The organism is Pseudomonas sp. RL_15y_Pfl2_60 (genome assembly GCF_963970595.1).
In the GTDB taxonomy this organism is placed as follows: Bacteria; Pseudomonadota; Gammaproteobacteria; order Pseudomonadales; family Pseudomonadaceae; genus Aquipseudomonas.
In genome coordinates this window covers 366,629-385,713 of the sequence record NZ_CAXAOE010000004.1, presented here as the reverse complement: position 1 = coordinate 385,713, position 19,085 = coordinate 366,629, and the positions used below count along the sequence as shown (strand labels likewise).

Here is a 19,085-nt window from a genome sequence, read left to right as displayed (position 1 = left end):
ATTATTGAGTCTCTAAAGGGTTGGGGCAGTGGCTTGATGGGCGCTAAGTGCTTGCTCGGCTGCGCTCAGGCGCGAGTGTGCCGCTTCCAGTGCAGCCTCGTCGGGGCTCTCTGCACGCTCCAGCTTGCGTAAGTCAGCGCGGGCGAAGGCAACTTCAGTCTTCAATGCGCGGCTGGTCTCATCAATCGGGCGCTTATCGTTGCGCTGCAATTGTGGCGCTGGCTTGTTCGATGCTTCTTCAGCGGCATGCAGGGCTTGTTCTGCAGCGGTCACCGCGGCGGTCAAGGTGCTCAGTTGATCCGCTCCGGCTTCGGCTTTTTCAGCTTTTTTCAACCCCGCGCGGGCCATGGCCAGCTCAATCTTGGCTTTTTTCAAGGGGTCAACAGCACTGGTCTCGGCTTTGTCTGGTGCGGCAGCCACGGGCGCTTGCAAGCTGGCGAGCAGCTTCTCGGCTGCTTCGAGCTGGCTGCGCAATTGCTGCAATTCAGTTGTTTGTTCGGCGGTGGGCGCTTCGATTTTTTCCAGCTTGCGCAGTTGGGCGCGCAGCATGGCGGCGTCGATCTTGGCCTTTTTCAGCTCGGCATCATTGGCAGGCGCTGCCGGCTTGGCTGGTTCCACTGTCGCGGCTGCTTGCAGGCTGGCGAGCAGTTTCTCGGCTGCGTCGAGCTGGCTGCGCAATTGCTGCAATTCGGTTGTTTGCTCGGCGGTGGGCGCTTCGATCTTTTCCAGCTTGCGCAGTTGGGCGCGCAGCATGGCTGCGTCGATCTTGGCTTTTTTCAGCTCTACATCATTTGCGGACGCTGCAGGCTTGGCCGGTTCTACTGTCGCGGCTGCTTGCAGGCTGGCGAGCAGTTTCTCGGCTGCGTCGAGCTGGCTGCGCAATTGCTGCAATTCAGTTGTTTGCTCGGTGGTGGGCGCTTCGATCTTTTCCAGCTTGCGCAGTTGGGCGCGCAGCATGGCGGCATCGATCTTGGCCTTTTTCAGCTCGGCATCATTGGTCGTCGGGCCTGCTGGCGCTGCGGCTGGCTCGGCGGCCAGTGCCGCGTCCAGGGCTTGTTGTGCCTCGTGCGCTGCAGAGCGCAGGTTGCTGACTTGTGTGTGCAGTTCAGGCGTGTCGTGCGCGGCGAGTTGCTTTTCGGCTTTTTTCAGTGCGACTTGCGCCATGCTTGCCTGAATTTTCAGCCTCTTCAATTCGTCGCTCAGGCTGCTGGCCGGGGCTACAACTGGGTTGCTGACGGGCTCTGCGGCCGGATTTTCTGCCTGGGCGGCTTTGGCCCGTGCGGCACGTTCCAAGCGAGCTTTGCGCTCAGCTTCTTTTTTCTCTTCAGCGAGACGCAAGCGCTCCTGGCGGAGTTCAAAGCGTTGCTTGGATTGCTCGGCCTTGAGTTGTTTTTGCTCAAGATCGCGAATTTCACCCTTGGCCGCGCGGTAGTACTGCACCAAGGGAATGTTTGAGGGGCACACATAGGCGCAGGCGCCACATTCGATGCAGTCAAACAGGTTATGTGCTTTGAGCTGTTCGTGGTCCTGGCCGAGGGCAAAGAAATGCAACTGTTGCGGCAGTAAGCTGGCGGGGCAGGCTTCTGCGCACTCACCGCAACGAATGCATGGCATTGCTGGCGCGGGGGCAGGCAGCTCCGTGGCGCTGGATGCCAGCAGGCAGTTGCTGGTCTTGATTACTGGCACATCGGTATTGGGCAGGGTGAAGCCCATCATCGGGCCGCCCATGATCAAGCGATTCAGCGTTCGCTGATCAAGCCCGGCAAAGTCGAGTAATTCGCCAACGGGAGTGCCGATCAATACTTCAAGGTTCATCGGTCGCGCCAGCGCTTCACCGGTCAGGGTGGTGATCCGCGAGATCAGAGGCTTGCCGAGCACCACGGCGTTGTGTATGGCAACGGCGCTGCCGACGTTTTGGCAGAGCATGCCGATGTCCGCAGGCAGGCCGCCGCTGGGCACCTCGACCCCGGTCAAAATCTGGATAAGTTGTTTCTCGCCGCCCGAGGGGTACTTGGTTGGAAATACGCAGACTTGAAACGGCCGCTCGCCAACCGCCTGCTTCACGGCGGCAATGGCTTCGGGCTTGTTGTCTTCAATGCCAATCAAAACCTGCTCGGGATTGATCAGGTGGGCGAGGATTTCGATGCCTGAAACCAGCTCGGCGGCAAACTCACGCATCAGCATGTCATCGGCGGTGATATAGGGCTCACACTCGGTGCCGTTGATAATCAGCGTGTGAATTTTTTGCGTTGGGCGTGCGGTCAGTTTCACGGCTGTGGGGAAACCCGCGCCACCCAAACCACTGATTCCGGCCCGGCGAATCAGCTCCAACAGTGCGCTGGGCTCTAGCTGGCGATAATCGGCGCAAGGCTGTAGCTCGCACCATTGGTCCTTGCCGTCGCTGTCGATAACGATCGCCGGGGCGAGCATGCCAGACACATGCGGGTAAGGCTGCGGACCTATAAAGCTGATGCTGCCGGAGGTCGGTGCATGCACCGGGACGCTCACGAAACCGTTGGCTTTGGCGATCAGTTGGCCCTTGAGCACATGCTCGCCAACGGCAATCACTGGCTCCGCTGGGACGCCGATATGCTGATTAAGCGGCACGATTAGCCGCGCCGGCAAGGGTGCGGGCTGGATAGCGGTTTGGGTGGAGAGGTCTTTACGCTCAGGCGGGTGAATACCGCCCGGGATATCCCAGGTTTGCATCAGGCTCATGCCGCTTCGCCTCTGTGGCTCGCGTCGCGATCAGTGGCGATCAGTTGGCCGGGAGCCAGAGGCTGCTGCCATTTCCAGGTTTGTACGCTGCTGCCGACTTCGAGCATATCAATGCAATCAACTGGGCAGGGTTCAACGCAGAGGTCGCAGCCGGTGCATTCAGAGGCGATAACCGTATGCATCTGCTTGGCCGCGCCGACGATTGCATCGACCGGGCAGGCTTGAATGCACTTGGTGCAACCAATGCATTCGGCCTCGCGGATGAACGCGACCATCTGTGGTTTTTCGCCTTCGACCGCATCAAGGGGTTCTGGCTCGACATCCAGCAGGTCGGCCAGCGCCTGGATGGTCGCTTCGCCGCCAGGTGGACATTTGTTGATCTTGTCGCCACCGGCAATGGCTTCAGCATAGGGCTTGCAGCCGGGATAACCGCACTGGCCGCACTGGGTTTGCGGGAGCAGGGCGTTGACTTGCTCGGCAATGGGGTCGCCTTCGACCTTGAAGCGCACTGCCGCGTAGCCGAGGATTGCGCCGCAGACCAAACACAGGGCCAGCAGCGCGAGAACGGCGCTGATAACCAGTGTCATAGCTTGATCAATCCGGTGAAGCCCATAAATGCCAGCGACATAAGGCCCGCTGTGACCATGCCGATTGCCGCGCCTTGGAATGATTTGGGCACGTCGGCAATGGCAATTCGCTCACGCATTGCAGCAAACAAGACCAGGACCAGTGAGAAGCCAAGGCCTGCACCAAAACCATTGGCGGTGGCGGTGATAAAGGTAAATTCGCTCTTGTTGGCATTGAGCAAGGCAACACCCAAGACGATGCAGTTGGTGGTGATCAGGGGCAGGAAAATCCCCAGCACGCGGTACAGCAACGGACTGGTCTTGTTGACCACCATTTCGGTGAACTGCACCACAACGGCGATCACCAGGATAAAGCTGATGGTGCGCAGGAACTCGATGTCCAGCGGCTTGAGCACGTACTGCTGCACCAGATAACTGCACATGGCGGCCAAGGTCAGGACGAAGGTGGTCGCCAAGGACAAGCCAATTGCGGTCTCGATTTTCTTCGACACACCCATAAATGGGCACAGACCAAGAAACTGCACCAACACAAAGTTGTTGACCAGGATGGCGCTAACCAGAATCAGAGCGAGTTCGGTCATTGCGGGTACCGTTTGGACGGGCAAAGGCCGTATAAAAAGGGTGTTTATTATCGGTGACAGGCCAGTAACACTCAAGCCAGCATTGGCTTGAGTGTTACTGGCCTATAAGCCTAGCACCGCTGGTGGCAGGTGCTGTTGCAGGCTTACAGCAGCGCTTGACCGCTTTACTTAACCCGTTGACCGGGCTTGGCGCCGCTGTCCGGGCTGAGCAGGTAGATTTCTTCGCCGCCGGGGCCTGCCGCCAGGACCATGCCTTCGGAAACACCAAACTTCATCTTGCGCGCGGCCAGGTTGGCCACATACAGGGTCAGGCGACCTTCAAGCTTGCTCGGGTCTGGGTAGGCGCTTTTGATGCCGGAGAAGACGTTACGCTTGGCATCACCAATATCCAGGCTCAGGCGCAGCAGTTTATCGGCACCTTCGACGAACTCGCACTTCTCGATCAGAGCAACGCGCAAATCAACTGCGGCGAAGGCGTCGAAAGCGATCTCGGCGGCAATTGGCTCTTTGACCAGCTCACCATTGCCGGCGGGTTGGTTGGTGGCTTCAGCGGCTGCAAGGTCTTCTTTGGAGGCTTCGGTCATGGCTTCGATTTTCGCAGGTTCGATACGGGTCAGCAGTGCGCTGAACGGGTTTAGTTGGTGGTCAGCAAGCTGGGTTTGATAGTCATCCCAGCGCAGTGGCTCAACATTGAGGAATTTCTCGGCGTCGCTGGCCAGGTTTGGCAGCACTGGCTTGAGGAAAATAACCAACTGGCGGAACAGGTTGATCGCCTGGGCGCAAATCGCCTGGACTTCATCCTGCTTGCCTTCCTGCTTGTTCAGCGACCAGGGGGCCTTGTCCGCGATCCAGGCGTTGGCGCGGTCGGCCAAGCCCATGATTTCACGCATTGCGCGGGCAAAGTCGCGGGTTTCATAGGCTTGCGCAATGCTTGGCGCTGCGGCCTTGAAGGCTTCTGTCAGCTCAGGAGCGGCATCACTGGCGACCAATACACCGGCGTTACCCTTGTGGATAAAGCCAGCGCAACGGCTGGCGATATTGACCACTTTGCCGATCAGGTCGGAGTTAACCTTCTGCACGAAGTCTTCAAGGTTGAGGTCAAGGTCATCAACGCCACGGCCCAGCTTGGCGGCGTAGTAGTAACGTAGGTATTCCGGGTTGAGGTGGTCAAGGTAAGTGCGGGCCTTGATAAAGGTGCCGCGCGACTTCGACATTTTCTGCCCGTTAACCGTCAGGTAACCGTGCACATTGACCGCAGTTGGCTTGCGCAGGCCAGCGCCTTCGAGCATGGCGGGCCAGAACAGGGCGTGGAAGTTTACGATGTCCTTGCCGATGAAATGGTACAGCTCGGCGCTGGAGTCCTGATTCCAGAAAGCGTCGAAGTCCAGGTCAGGACGGCGCGAGCACAGGTTCTTGAAGCTGGCCATGTAGCCAATCGGCGCATCCAGCCAGACGTAGAAGTACTTGCCCGGCTCATCGGGAATCTCAAAGCCGAAATACGGCGCGTCACGGCTGATGTCCCACTCGTGCAGGCCGGAGTCGAGCCATTCGGCGAGCTTGTTGGCGACTGCATCTTGCAGCGCACCGCCGCGCGTCCACTGCTTGAGCATGGCCTCGAACTCAGGCAGCTTGAAGAAGAAGTGCTTGGAGTCCTTCAACACCGGCACAGCGCCAGAGATGGCCGAGCGCGGGTCTTTCAGCTCTGTTGGCTCGTAGGTCGCACCGCACTTCTCGCAGTTATCACCGTATTGGTCTGGCGTCGCACATTTCGGGCAGGTGCCCTTAATGAAACGGTCGGCCAGGAACATGCCTTTTTCCGGGTCGAAATACTGGGTCACCGAACGCGTGGCGATGTGCCCGGCGTCGCGCAGTTTCAGGTAGATAGCGGCTGACAGCTCGCGATTCTCTTCGGAGTGGGTCGAGTGGTAATTGTCGAAATCGACCCCGAAGTCGGCAAAGTCGGCGGTGTGCTCGGCCTTGACGTTATCAATCAATTGCTCGGGCGTAATGCCTTCTTTTTCGGCACGCAGCATGATGGCTGAGCCATGGGCGTCGTCGGCGCAGACATAGATGCACTGGTTGCCGCGCAGCTTCTGGAAGCGCACCCACATGTCGGTCTGAATGTACTCGAGCATATGGCCAAGGTGGATCGAGCCATTGGCGTAGGGCAGAGCGCTGGTAACGAGAATCTTGCGGGCTTCAGACATAGAGATCGGCTGCACTGGTAAATCAAGGGAAGTCGACAACTATATAGCCCTGGCCATTTTTTTTCATCCCGCGCAGTCGCCCAAAGGTGGAAAAGTCAGCATCTGTTGCAAGTCGGGCTTTGCGGTAACATGCTGAGCTGCGTTACTTGACCTTTGTTTGGGAGTTTTCATGTCTGTCACCCGTGAAGTAGTTGAAGCCACCCTGCGTCAGTACACCGACCCGCATTTGAATCAGGACCCGGTCAGTGCCGGTTGCCTGCGAGAGATTGATATTCAGGGCAGCAGCGTCAATGTGCGCCTTGAGCTCGGCTATGCCGCCGGTTTGTTCAAGAGTGGCTGGGCGCAAGTGCTGGAAATGGCGCTGACCAACCTCGATGGTGTTGATACTGCAAAAGTACAGATTGACTGCGTAATTGCTGCACACAAGGCGCAAGAGCAAGTGCCTGCGCTGGCCAATGTTAAAAATATTATTGCGGTTGCCTCGGGCAAAGGTGGCGTCGGCAAATCGACCACTGCGGCGAACCTGGCACTGGCCCTGGCCCGTGAGGGCGCCAAGGTGGGGATTCTCGATGCCGATATCTATGGCCCGAGCCAGGGCATTATGTTCGGCATCGCCGAAGGCACTCGGCCACTGGTCAAGGATCAGAAATGGTTCGTGCCGCTTGAGGCCCACGGTGTTGAAGTGATGTCCATGGCATTCCTGACCGACGAGAACACGCCTGTTGTATGGCGTGGGCCGATGGTGTCCGGCGCGTTGATCCAGTTGATCACGCAGACCGCCTGGAATGATCTGGATTATCTGGTGGTGGACATGCCGCCAGGCACCGGCGATATCCAGTTGACGCTGGCGCAAAAAGTCCCGGTTGCCGGTGCCGTGATCGTGACAACGCCGCAAGATTTGGCGCTGCTGGATGCCAAGAAGGGCGTGGAGATGTTCCGCAAGGTCAATATTCCGGTGCTGGGCGTGGTTGAGAACATGGCTGTGCACATTTGCTCGAACTGCGGTCACGCTGAGCATTTATTCGGTGAAGGTGGTGGCGAGAAACTGGCCAAGCAGTTTGATGTCGACCTGCTGGCTTCATTGCCGCTGTCGATGGCGATTCGCATGCAGTCTGACGGTGGCAAGCCAACAACCATTGCCGACCCGGAAAGCCAGATCGCCATGATCTACCAGGAGACCGCACGTACCGTTGGTGCGCGAATTGCTCAAAGTGGCGCCAATGCTCAGGCCATGCCGACTATTTCGGTCAGCGACGACTGAGGGCAATCAGCGGCGGCCCCGGTGCGCCGGGGTTGCTGCTGATCTGGTGGGTTTGTGCAGGCATAAAAAAACCCCGCCGAAGCGGGGTTTTTTATAGGGAGGACAAGTTAGATAACTTGTACTTCCTCAGCTTGCATGCCTTTCTGACCACGAGTGGCCACGAAAGTCACTTGCTGGCCTTCTTTCAGGCTCTTGAAGCCATCGCTCTGGATAGCTTTGAAGTGTACGAACAGGTCATCACCAGATTGTGGAGTGATGAAGCCGTAACCTTTCTCGTCGTTGAACCACTTAACGGTGCCAGTTTGACGATTAGACATGTGTAATCTCCTAACAAAAGTAATATACAGCCCTGGAAAAACCCAGGCCGGGACTGAGTGCAACGAGTACTAGGAGTCGGACGATGTTTGGATCGAAATCTAGGCATCAAGTAGCGATTCGCGGTGACACATGCAGCACAGTGGAAGCACCATACTCGTTTTTCACGCTAAGCGCGAACACTGTGTGCACCTTTCTGTTATTTAACGACTGATGGAGCAAAAAATGCTCAATTTTTGTACATTCGACGCCAGCCTTTGAACCCGACCGCCGGCCCCGGTAAGATGCGCTCACTTTTGTTTCATTACTCACCTCAGGACGCCCGCCATGAGCATCAAATCGGATAAGTGGATTCGCCGCATGGCCCAAGAACAGGGCATGATCGAACCTTTCGTTGAGCGCCAAGTACGTACAGAGGGCAGCGAGCGATTAATCTCGTACGGTGTCTCAAGCTACGGTTACGACGTTCGCTGCGCGGATGAATTCAAGGTTTTCACCAATATCAACTCGGCAACCGTCGATCCTAAAAACTTTGATGAAAAAAGTTTTGTTGATGTGAAAAGTGACGTTTGCATCATTCCGCCGAACTCATTTGCCCTGGCGCGTACGGTCGAATTTTTCCGCATTCCACGCAATGTACTGACTATTTGCCTCGGCAAGAGCACTTATGCGCGCTGCGGCATCATCGTTAACGTCACCCCGCTTGAGCCCGAGTGGGAAGGCCACGTCACGCTGGAATTCTCCAATACCACGACGCTGCCAGCAAAAATCTACGCCAACGAAGGTGTGGCGCAGATGCTGTTTTTGGAGTCGGATGAAGAGTGTGAAGTGTCTTATAAAGACCGTGGCGGCAAATACCAAGGCCAGCGCGGCGTGACCCTGCCAAAAGCCTGAGTCCACAGGTTTTAAAAGGCCTCGCCCAGTGCGGGGCTTTTTTTCGCCTGCATTATTTGATTTTGAGCGGCTGGGCGCGAGCCCGGTGGTTGATGCCGCTTCGGCCTCGGGCCGGGGGGCTGAATAGCTTTCAATATGTAACGCCAACGAACTGTCATCGCTTTGAGCTTTCAAAGGTTATAGGTCCGAATAGCGGTTAGATGCTCATAATCTTTGATTGAGGAGGCTTTATGCCGGTTTGGCGAATTACCTATAACCACGATGAAAGCGCTGAGAGTCTTGAGTTTGAGTCGGCACAAAAACCCAGTATCGATGAAGCTGTTGAGCTGGTGTTGCGCATGACTGAGCAAAACCTCAAGCCCCTGCCTCCCAAAGAGCTGCCGCATGAGGAACAAACGCCTGCAGTGCAGCTCTTGGAGCGCTACGCAATTACCGTGACCGGGATAGCGCAAGAGTAAGCGCTGCCTGGTAATGCCTGGGCAAAAGAAAAGGCGCCAGCGGCGCCTTAAAAGATGATCATGGAGTAAGTCCACTATGTCTGAGTGGTCGCCTGTGCCTTTGGTTCAGCGGATACCGATAAATGGTTGTTTGTCCAAGATAGCGCTGTGTAGCCGCCCGCTCTTAGTACAAAGGTTTCCTTCAGTTCAAGACTTGTCTGATGCGGCCTGTCATACACACCGCAGCAGTGTAGCTGCGGTGTGACAGCACGGGTTATTGCGTATCTTGGGTAACGCTTTCGGTGTGCTCCGCTGGCGCTTGCCCTGCATCGACCCATTGCCAGAACAGCTTGTAGCCCACGGCTAACACGACTGGGCCAATGAACAAGCCGATAATACCGCCCGCCAGCATGCCGCCCAGGGCGCCGATAAGAATTACCGGCATGGGTACATCGACGCCACGGCCCAACAGCATCGGTTTGAGGATGTTGTCCAGCAAGCCGCCGATAAAGGTGTAGATGGCGAATATAATGGTGGCCAATGTGGCCCCTTCGGTGAAGAACACAAAGGCGATCACCGGGATAGTGACCAACGGCAGGGGCAACTGCATGATGCCCAGCAGCAATACCACCATCGCCAGCAAGCCGGCCCCCGGAATACCCATCACGATAAAGCCGATGCCAATCACCACCATCTGGATAAAGGCGATGCCGATTACACCTTGAGCCACGGCGCGAATAGTTGCGGTGCACAGGCTAATAAAACTTTGGCTGCGGTCCGCACCGATGATGCGGTTCGAAATGCGAATAGCGCTTCTGTGGCCTGTTTCGCCATAAGTGATGATCACGCCCGCAATGATCAGCGAGGCGATGAAGATCAAAAAGCCCACGCTGACGCCAGCTATCTTGCCCAGCAGGCCAAGGGAGACCCCTTTCAAGTGTGGCGCCACAGTCTGCAGCACGCCGGTCAAGTCAGACGCTGCGCTTTCCCAGAAACCATAGAGTGGCCCGCCTATCACCGGCCAGCTTTCGACGACGGCGGGTGGCGGCGGAATATGCACGCTGCCACTTTTGACTGTCTCGATTGCTACATGGACGGATTCAGTAAGTGAACTGCCGAGGAAGTACACCGGAATCAGCAACACAGCAATTGCCAATGCCACAAGCAGCGATGCTGCGTGGCCACTGCGGCTGGTCAAGCGTGATTTGATCATGCCATGCAATGGGTACAGGGTAACGGCGAGGATCACTGACCAGAGCATCATGCTGAGGAAGGGATGAAACACCTGATAGCAGCCGTAAACCAGAACCGCGATCAGTGCGGCGCGGATAAAGGTATCCAGCAGTGTTCGCGAGAACTGCAGCTCGGGAGGTGTTGTAAGCGACATTTGAGTTCCTTTCTGAGTGGCTGGGTGCGTATTAGCTACAGCATAGCCGCTCGCCAGAGGGCGATGAGCCACAAGCGCGGGTTATATATCAGTGGCTAACTTGGCTAAGCAGATTAGATTGGCGACTGTGGCTTGATAGTCACAATAAATATAAGGATTAGCCTGGCGGCGCTGCTGTAATGGGCTTTTAAACTTAGGTAATGGCGGCTGGAGCGTAAATTTCAGGCAAAAGAAAGGGCACCCAAAGGCGCCCTAAACGATGATCATGGAGTAAGTCCATTAACTCTGAGTGCTACTTGAGCAGTTGGTTCCGTTATGTCGGTAAATGAGGGCTATTTTCCAGGTGTGAGCAATAAACGTTTGCTGCCGTAGACCTTGTCGATGTTTTGCGACTTGAACGGAAAGCTCATGTATTGGCCCTTGAGCCATGCATCAATGCCATCGGCGTAATGATCACTGGCCGGGTTGCCCGATTGACCTGAACTGTTAACCCCGTAAAAAGGTTCATCGAGGCCAAAGTCGACAGCAATACGCATGGCTGGAATCAACCAGGTATCAAAGTCCTGTCCCCAGTGGTAAGCCGAGACATTCAGGGTGTTGTGGTCGCCACCGGCAGGGTAGGGACCGCGATCAAGGTAGCTGCTGATGGTGCCTATGCTGGCGCGCTGGCTGGCGCTGAGCATGGGCGCCGCTTTGCTGTTGTCGCTGATCCAGTTGTAGCTGTGCAACTGGCCCCATTGCCAGCTTGCAGGGTTGCTGCCGAGTTTGCCTTGGGTGAAGCTGGCGGCCGCACTCAGGCTGCGTGCCAGGATCATGGCCTTGGTTTCTTTCTGCGGGGTGCTGATATCGTCCCAGAAGGGGCTGTCATCGCGGCCGAGCAGATGGTCCGCCTGGGCGGAGTAGGAGATGCCGGAGGTTTCAACCAGCGCCTTCCACGCCGCGCTGGTATCGGGGCCGAGCTCATCAAGGAATATCTGCCGTGCGCTTTCATGCAAAAACGCACTGTACAAGGCTGCGTCGGCTGAGTTGGCGGCCAGCTTGCCATCGAAGCTCATCAGGCGTTTCAGGGTGTCGCGCGCATTGGCGGCATCAGCCGGTGGCATTGCATCAATTGCCTGTTTGAGCGGCTCGGCCATGCCCGGTGCTGCAAACATGCCTTGCAGCTTGCCAGCGAACAAGGTGGTTTGATCGTACTGCATGGCTTTGGTGCTGCGCAGGTCTTGCTTGGTGCTGTTGAGCAACTGGGCGATACGTTCGGCACGTTCAGGGTAATGCCAGGAGTTGGACAGCTGCATGCCATAGCCGGGCGGCACGGTGCGGTTATTGGCGGTTGCGATCCAACCTTGCTGCGGGTCTTGATCATAGGGGTGGAGCATCGGCTCTGCGTAGCCATCCCAGTCGTATTCGCTGTTCCAGCCGGGCGAGGGCATCAGGCCAACACCGCCACGACGGTTAGGGAAGCGGCCGGTGACTTGCCAGCCAATATGCTCGGCATCGGCAAACACAATGTTCAGCGGTATTGCGCGAATTTCACGGGTAGCGGTCGAGGCTTGATCAGCTGACTGTGCACGGGACAGGTCAAAAAAAGCATCGAGGCTTTTGTCGGACTCAAATTGTGCGGTTTGCAAGGCCAGGCCGTAGCCGCTGCTGATCTGTATCGGTTGCAGCGGGTGCTTGCGTTCACCCAGGACTGAGTTGAGCAGCGGGCCGTGGCGCGTTTCAAAAATCGTTTCGCGCACAGGGCTCTGGCCTTTGATGAAAAAGGTTTCCTGACGCTGCTTGGCGGGCAGCCACTTACCTTCGGAGAGGTAGTAAAGCTGGCCATTCTGGCGTTTGACTTGCTCCAGGAACAGGTCTTGGTTGTCGCCCATGACCATGGTCATGCCCCATGCAGCTTTACCGTTAAAGCCTGCAACCACTGCAGGCACGCCTGCGATTGAGACGCCCGCCACCTGGTATTTCGGTGCGCGGATTTGCACGAAGTTCCACATTGACGGCAATGACAATGGCAAGTGGGTGTCATTGGCCAGCAAGCTCTTGCCGCTGCGGGTCTTTTGTGGGCTGACGGCCCAGTTGTTAGAGGCGGCAACACTGAGCAAACGGGTATCAGCCACTTGTTGAACGGCTGAATCAATGGCGTTCAACCCGCCGATTTGGCCGCCGAGCTTCAGGCCCTTGAGTTTGTCGGCTTCGGCAAAGGGCAGTGGCTCGTCCGGGTAAGTCGGCAGCAACCAGGCAAGGTTATCGTTGCCCACTTTTTGCGCCATGACCAACGCGGCGATTTCTTCTTGCAGGTTCACCGACAATCCAAAGTTGATCAGGCTGAACACCAGCGCCGAGTCTTCAGGCTTCCAGTACGCGGGGCGGTAACCCGACTCGGCGATGTCCATCGGCAGCTTGTCGCGGAAACGGAACATATAGGCGTTCACCCCGCGTGCATAGACCTCGAAAATCTTCTTCAGGCGTGGCGATGCGCCCTTGTACAGCTGTTCGGCACTTTGCTTGAGATTGACCGCACGCATCAGCCGGTCGACTTCCAATGCGCCGGGGCCAACCATTTCCGCCAGGCGACCCTCCGCGAGCAGGCGCATGCCAACCATTTGGCTGAGGCGATCACCGGCATGCACATAACCGAGGGTGAAAATAGCGTCATGCAGGGAGCTGGTTTCAATCAGCGGCATGCCCAAGGCATTGCGCCTGACGACCGCGCCCTTGGCCAAACCTTTAACCGCGACAATGCCTTGCTCTGGCGGCACGCTGTCAGCGTAGCGACTGCTTAAGAACGACTGGCAACCGCTGAGCGTAAGCCCAGCACTGATTAATGCGGCAAGGCCGAATACGGCTGTTGGACGAAACACACGCGATTGCATGCAGCAAACTCCTGAGGAATGGAGCGGGTCGATGATTCATTCAGCTATGGTCACAAGCCTAGCAGGCATGGTGGGCCGGGTGACGGGCTGTTTGAGCGGTTGGGGTGGCGCTGCGTAAGTTAGTCAGCGGCGCAATAACTGGCAAGCGCTGGATTGATATTTTCAGCAGGCATTTAGCAGCGGTCCATCAGCATGTCTGCCTTGTTGCTATTACCAGGTTGAGCCGGTCTGGATATATACCGCATTGTCTTCTGGGCCCGCGGCAACATCGACGCCCATTACCAGGCCATAGCGCTTGGCAATCAGGTAGCGAAAGCCAGTGCCATAGCTGTTGACTTCCTCGGCGCTGCCGAGCTCATTGAAGTGCTCGGCAGCACGGCCGGTTCCTGTAAACACTCCAAGCGTCCAGCGTGGGCTCAGCTTATAGTCCAACTGGATTTCCGCGACCGCGACCCTATTGCCTTGATAGCGCGATTTCGAGACGCCACGCAGGTCGATAAAGGGCGGGACATAAGGCGGCAGGGCTTCGTCGCTACGGGCGTTGACCGCATCGACCTGCAGGCGCAACCCCAGGTTCCAGCGACTATTGAGCTGCCAATAGTTCAAGCCGGAAACCTGATAGCTGCTGTACTCGACATCGCTGCCAATGCTCTCGTCAAACAGGCTGTAATTGCTCGAGTAGTAATAACCCTTTTGCGGGTTGAAGGGGTTGTCGCGGCTGTCGTACTCCAATACCAGGCCCAGGCCGGAAGTTGTGATTGATTTATCTGTTTGCCGCTGGAGAAATTCCCGCACGGTGCTTGGCAAGCGCGACAGGTCTGGCGAGCTGACCAGCTTGCTTGTCACTTTACGGTACAGCTGGCGGCCACCGATGAACACCTTGGTTCCGGGAAGACGATACTTGAGATCCTGGAAGACCACCGGGCCTTTCAGGTTCAACTCAACCGATTTACCCAGGTCACCGATACGTGGCAGCGAATAAAACTCGAGGTTGGGCGAGGCGTAGGCCAGAACGCCCCGATAGCGCAAGCTGTCTTGCATCCAGAATCCAAGATGGCCGATGGCGGCGCCCCAGGTACCATTCTCCGTACCCATGCCGCCAAGGATGCTGATGTTTTCAGGCAGCATTGCGTGGGTTTGGCTGCGCTGCTTGCGTTGCTCATCGGACTCATGAAAGAACAGCGCACCCAGCGCCAACCCGGTTCCAACTGCCGGTTCAGTGATCAGGCTCGGAACTGGCAGGAAGCCATTGGGCACCTCGGACAAATAACTGCTGGTATCGAACTGGCCGTCATCGGGGTCGATCATATGCTTGTTGAAGAAGTCGGCGTCCGCCAAAGATGGCTGGATCAGTGCCCACAAGCAGAGTAAGTACGACCATGTTTTCAAACTCATCCGGAGAGGCTCGGGCGGAATTTGGATTGCAGTATAGTTCGGCCTTTTTAAGCCTGACTTTGGATACTGTTTTGAGCTTCAAGGATCGTTGTCGCCTGAACCGCTGCTGCATCTGAGTGCCCCGCAGCGTGGCTGCAGGACACGGCAGTTGGTGTCAGTTTGATCGGCTTTTAGGTAGGCCCAGAAACCAGCGGTAATAAGGGTTATCCCCGTCCGTTTCGAGTAGTTGACTGACTTCGCGGGTCCAGCCCTGGCGATCACGCTGGTAGGAGAACAAGCCCGCCGCATAAAAATGCTGCAGGCGTTTCCAGTTATTGGCGACCTCGGCCCGGAAGGCGTCATCAGCACCAATCAGCGGCGCTGCGCTGTGCAGCTCTAGCAGCGCTGGCAGCACGCGAGTGATTTCCTTCGAGCGCACCCAAGGAGCATATTCGATGCGTGGGCGATCGTCGGTGACGGCGGGGGCATCACCGGCAAAACGCTCAAGGCCCTTGCGGTCGGTGATCCAGGTTGCGAGCAACGCCGCTGGTGAGTCAATCCCCACCTCGTTTAGCGACTCGGCAACCTGCGGGCGTTCGAAGCGTTGCTCAATATCGGGCACTGAAAGCGATATAGGCTCCAGCGAGCCAATCAACAGCATTTCGTGGAGTTCGGTGGTCCACAGCGTGGCATGGGGAAATACATCAATAAAGCTGCGCACCAATGAACGACTGTCTTCAATATTTTGCGTCGGCAGTGGCAACCATTGGGCAACCAGTCCGCCGGGTTGCAAGCGACTGGCAGCCAGGGCGTAGAAGTCCCGGGAGTAGAGGTTGACCACTCCTGCAGCGGATGGCGGCGGTGGTTCCAGCGTCACCAAGTCGTAGCGCTCGGCGCTGCGTAGCAGTTCGCGGCGGCCGTCGCGTAAACGAATATCCAGTTGCGGGTTTTCTGCAGCGTTGTAGTTACCGTTGAACAGTGGCGCGGCTTCAAGCACTTCAGGGAGCAGTTCGGCGACCACTGGTTTTTTCAGGTCGGTGTAGCGCAACATGGCGCCGACTGTGATCCCGGTGCCAAAGCCAATAACCAGCGCCGATTGCGGTTGACCCTTATGGATCAGCAGCGGCAGCAGTGCTTGCAGGCGCATATAGCGCAGCGAAGGCATGGCGTCGCCCGTATTGGAAACACCTTGGATATACAGGCGATTGAACTGGCGTTCAGCCTGACCCTGGGTGACTACGGCGACCGTGCCGCTACGACCTTCCTTGTAGAATACGATCTTGCCGTTGCGCGCCCCCGGCAGCAGATCAGCAAGCCGTTGCGGCGGCGTAAGTGCACCGCCAATGACTGTGGCCAAGCACAGCGCCACAACAGCAAGGCGCATGCCTTTGCCAACCGCAGCACCTTTGAGCGCTGCTATGGCGCCAATCAATCCGGCGACTACAGCCAGCACGACTAGGGTTCGTACCAGACCCAGTTCAGGCACCAGGACGAAACCGGTGAGCACCACCCCGACAATGCCGCCGAGGGTGTTAAGTGCAATCACGACGCCAACATCCCTGCCAACGTGATTGCTGTTGACCGCCAGGCGCAAGGCCAGCGGGAAAGCCGCGCCAAGCAAGGTTGTGGGCAGAAACACCACGCATAGCGCGGCGACGGCAAAGCGGGCAGACATTCCGGCGAGGTCATTGCCGGTTAGTTGCAGCACAAAGAACTCAGCATGGGTTTGGGCAATGACCAACCAGCGGCCCAGCCCCGCAACCTGCAGCAAGGCGAGCAAGCCGGCTGCTGCGATTAACAGGCCGAATAGCCCCCACGGATCGGCAATGCGATCGGCGCGGCGCGCATACAAGGCGCTGCCTAGTACCAAACCGGTGAGATAGGTGGCCAAGACCACGGCGAACGCGAAGGCGCGGGTGCTCATGAAGGGCACGATCGATTGTGTCCAGACCACTTCGTAGCCGAGTGCTACGCCACCAGCGATGCAATACAAGGCGATGGCCAGGCGAGCCATGTTTGAACGCGGGGCAGGGGAGGCAATTGCTGGTTTAGGCAGCCGTTGATCATTGCGCCGCGCGAGCCAGGCACCGCCACCCGCGATCAGGTTTAGCAGGGCCGCAGCATAAGCACTGCCTGTGACGCCTAATTGTGGAATCAGAAAAAAAGCCGCAAGCAGCGTTCCGGCGATGGCGCCAGCGGTATTGCCGGCATACAAACGCCCACCCGCTTCACCGAGATGGCCGTCGGCAGGGGATAAGGCGCGCACCAGCACCGGTAATGTGCCACCCATGAAAAACGCCGGTATGCCGACCAATGCAAAGGGCAGCAGCCAGGCAAGCAAGCCAATGCTGCCTTCGAGCCGAGCGAACAGGCCGGCCGATTGCGACAAGGCGTAAGTTGCCGCAATGCCGAGTACGGCGACTATCACTTCCAGCGCCGCATACAGTCGGATCGGGCGACTCAGGCGGTCGGCCCAACGGCCAAAAGCCAAGCCGCCCAAGGCAAGACCAGCGAAGAATGCGCTGATGCCCGTGGTGATGGCATAGACCTCAACCCCGACCACCAAAGAAAGTTGTTTGACCCAAAGCACCTGATAGACCAAGGCTGCGCAGCCGGAAATAAACAGCAACAGCACGGGAATCAGCATGGGTAGGGCAAGAAGGTTTACAGAGGTATCAGCAACCGCACCGCGGGATCGGGCACGAGATGATTTGGCGGCTGAGGACATCAAAAAAGTGCCTTATCTGATATGAGAAAACCTGCGACAGGTTGCCCCGTCGCAGGTTTTCAAGATAGCGCCCCAAGTAAGCGGGCGCCAAGTGTTACATCACTGTTTTTTCGCAGCTTCTGCTTCTTGCATCTTGGCTTCGATCTGCTTATCAACATCGGCGCGAACTTGGTCGATGCTGAAGCTAGCTGGACGCTGGCTTGGCGGATATTCAACGAAGGTTTGCAGGAAGGCAGCAGCCTTGCGTGTGCCCTGGAAGATCAGGTAGTCGTTCTTGCTCATCCAATCGTTATATTGATCGGAAACGATGTCGGCACGCTCGTATGGGTCCATACGCAGGTTGAACAGTTTAGGTACGCGCAGACAGGTGAAGGGTTCGCTCCACACTTCCAGGCCGCCTGGAGCACGCTGTTCGCAGTACACGATTTTCCAATTGCCAAAGCGCATGCTGACTAGGTCGCCATCGTCGCTGAAGTAGTAGAACTCGTTCCGCGCACTTTTATCCGCTTTACCGGTCAGGTAATCGAGTTGATTGTAACCATCCAAGTGCACCTTGAAGTTTTTGTCACCAATCTCAGTTCCTTTGAGTAGGCGATCTTTGATATCAGTATCGCCAGCAGCTGCCAACAGGGTTGGGAACCAGTCCAGGCCTGAGAACATTTCGGTCGAGACCGTGTCAGGCTTGATCTTGCCCGGCCAGCGAATCATCGCAGGTACACGAAATGCACCTTCCCAGTTGGAGTTCTTCTCGTTGCGGAATGGAGTGGTTGCCGCATCCGGCCATGACCATTGGTTCGGGCCGTTATCGGTGGTGTAGACCACGATAGTGTTGTCGGCGATCTTCAGGTCATCGATTGTTTTGAGAAGCTTGCCAACATCTTCGTCGTGCTCAAGCATACCGTCGGCATATTCATTGCCGGGCATGCCGCTGCGGCCTTGCATTGAGTCACGCACGTGGGTGAAGGCATGCATGCGCGTGGTGTTCATCCACACGAAAAACGGCTTGTCGGCTTTTGCTTGCTTCTCGATGAAGTTGATTGCTGCCTGGGTGGTTTCGTCGTCGACAGTTTCCATGCGCTTGCTGGTAAGCGCACCGGTATCTTCGATTTTACCGTCGGCACTCGACTTTATTACACCGCGTGGAGTGGCAGCTTTAGTGAACGCCTCGTCGTCTTTTGGCCAGTAAGGGCGCTCAGGCTCCTCTTCGGCATTGAGGTGGTAGAGGTTGCCAAAGAACTCATCGAAGCCGTGATTGGTGGGCAGGTATTCGTCGCGGTCACCCAGGTGGTTTTTACCAAACTGGCCAGTGGCGTAGCCAAGTGGCTTGAGCGCTTGAGCGATAGTTACATCGCGCGGCTGTAGGCCCACGGGTACACCAGGCATACCGACTTTAGAAAGCCCCGTACGTAATGCAGTCTGGCCAGTGATGAAGGTGGAGCGACCTGCAGTGCAACTGTTCTCAGCATAGTAGTCAGTGAACATCATGCCTTCTTTGGCAATTCTATCGATGTTCGGTGTCTGGTAGCCGACAACGCCATGAGCATAAGCACTGATATTGGTCTGGCCAACGTCATCCCCGAATATCACCAGAATATTGGGTTTTTCTGCTGCGAATGCAGCTGAGGTACTTATGGCCGTCGCCATCGCGAGTGCGACTCGCGGTATCCATTTCCGAGGGGTTTTCATGCTCGTATTTCCTTTGTTTACGAATTTGACAACTACAACG

The 19,085-nt window shown here is 56.9% G+C and carries 13 protein-coding genes; 3 read left to right on the top strand and 10 right to left on the bottom strand.

Annotated features, from left to right (window positions below; translation table 11 throughout):
* Positions 1-12 precede the first annotated feature (12 nt).
* From rsxC to metG, 4 genes are all read right to left on the bottom strand, one after another.
* Complete coding sequence (gene rsxC / locus AACY26_RS13450) at positions 13-2,718, bottom strand: electron transport complex subunit RsxC (RefSeq protein ID WP_339514817.1); 2,706 nt, start codon at positions 2,716-2,718, stop codon at positions 13-15.
* The gene (gene rsxB / locus AACY26_RS13445; protein WP_339514815.1) at positions 2,715-3,305 is read right to left on the bottom strand and encodes an electron transport complex subunit RsxB; all 591 of its coding nucleotides are present in this window, start codon (positions 3,303-3,305) and stop codon (positions 2,715-2,717) included. The genes rsxC and rsxB overlap by 4 nt, the downstream gene beginning before the upstream one ends.
* Positions 3,302-3,886 carry an electron transport complex subunit RsxA gene (gene rsxA / locus AACY26_RS13440; RefSeq protein ID WP_069899328.1) on the bottom strand — a complete coding sequence of 195 codons (585 nt, stop codon included), beginning with the start codon at positions 3,884-3,886 and terminating at the stop codon, positions 3,302-3,304. The genes rsxB and rsxA overlap by 4 nt, the downstream gene beginning before the upstream one ends.
* 164 nt (positions 3,887-4,050) lie before the next feature.
* Positions 4,051-6,093, bottom strand: coding sequence for a methionine--tRNA ligase (gene metG, locus AACY26_RS13435; protein WP_339514811.1), 2,043 nt, complete (start codon positions 6,091-6,093; stop codon positions 4,051-4,053).
* Positions 6,094-6,262: 169 nt separating this feature from the next.
* Here metG and apbC point away from each other — a divergent pair, with 169 nt between their 5' ends.
* Positions 6,263-7,354 (top strand): iron-sulfur cluster carrier protein ApbC, encoded by a 1,092-nt coding sequence (gene apbC, locus AACY26_RS13430; RefSeq protein WP_339514809.1) that lies wholly within the window; start codon positions 6,263-6,265, stop codon positions 7,352-7,354.
* Positions 7,355-7,461: 107 nt separating this feature from the next.
* Here apbC and AACY26_RS13425 read toward each other — a convergent pair whose 3' ends face one another.
* A complete protein-coding gene (locus AACY26_RS13425; protein ID WP_010484518.1) occupies positions 7,462-7,671 on the bottom strand; it encodes a cold-shock protein in 210 nt (69 codons plus the stop codon).
* Positions 7,672-7,996: 325 nt separating this feature from the next.
* On the opposite strand from AACY26_RS13425, the gene dcd reads away from it, so the two are divergent.
* Positions 7,997-8,563, top strand: a complete 567-nt coding sequence (dcd, locus tag AACY26_RS13420) for a dCTP deaminase (RefSeq protein ID WP_087515996.1) — start codon at positions 7,997-7,999, stop codon at positions 8,561-8,563.
* Positions 8,564-8,793: 230 nt separating this feature from the next.
* On the top strand, positions 8,794-9,021 hold the full coding sequence (locus tag AACY26_RS13415) for a hypothetical protein (RefSeq protein ID WP_339514806.1): 228 nt from the start codon (positions 8,794-8,796) through the stop codon (positions 9,019-9,021).
* 253 nt (positions 9,022-9,274) lie between these two features.
* On the opposite strand, the gene AACY26_RS13410 is transcribed toward AACY26_RS13415, so the two are convergent.
* The 5 genes from AACY26_RS13410 to AACY26_RS13390 form a co-directional block, all read right to left on the bottom strand.
* On the bottom strand, positions 9,275-10,387 hold the full coding sequence (locus tag AACY26_RS13410; RefSeq protein ID WP_339514804.1) for an AI-2E family transporter: 1,113 nt from the start codon (positions 10,385-10,387) through the stop codon (positions 9,275-9,277).
* 332 nt (positions 10,388-10,719) lie between these two features.
* Complete coding sequence (locus tag AACY26_RS13405) at positions 10,720-13,257, bottom strand: penicillin acylase family protein (RefSeq protein ID WP_339514802.1); 2,538 nt, start codon at positions 13,255-13,257, stop codon at positions 10,720-10,722.
* 210 nt (positions 13,258-13,467) lie between these two features.
* The gene (locus tag AACY26_RS13400; protein ID WP_339514800.1) at positions 13,468-14,652 is read right to left on the bottom strand and encodes a BamA/TamA family outer membrane protein; all 1,185 of its coding nucleotides are present in this window, start codon (positions 14,650-14,652) and stop codon (positions 13,468-13,470) included.
* Positions 14,653-14,806: 154 nt separating this feature from the next.
* Complete coding sequence (locus AACY26_RS13395; protein WP_339514798.1) at positions 14,807-17,278, bottom strand: fused MFS/spermidine synthase; 2,472 nt, start codon at positions 17,276-17,278, stop codon at positions 14,807-14,809.
* 180 nt (positions 17,279-17,458) lie between these two features.
* Entirely contained in the window at positions 17,459-19,045 is a 1,587-nt protein-coding gene (locus AACY26_RS13390; RefSeq protein ID WP_339514796.1) for an arylsulfatase, read from the bottom strand.
* Positions 19,046-19,085 lie beyond the last annotated feature (40 nt).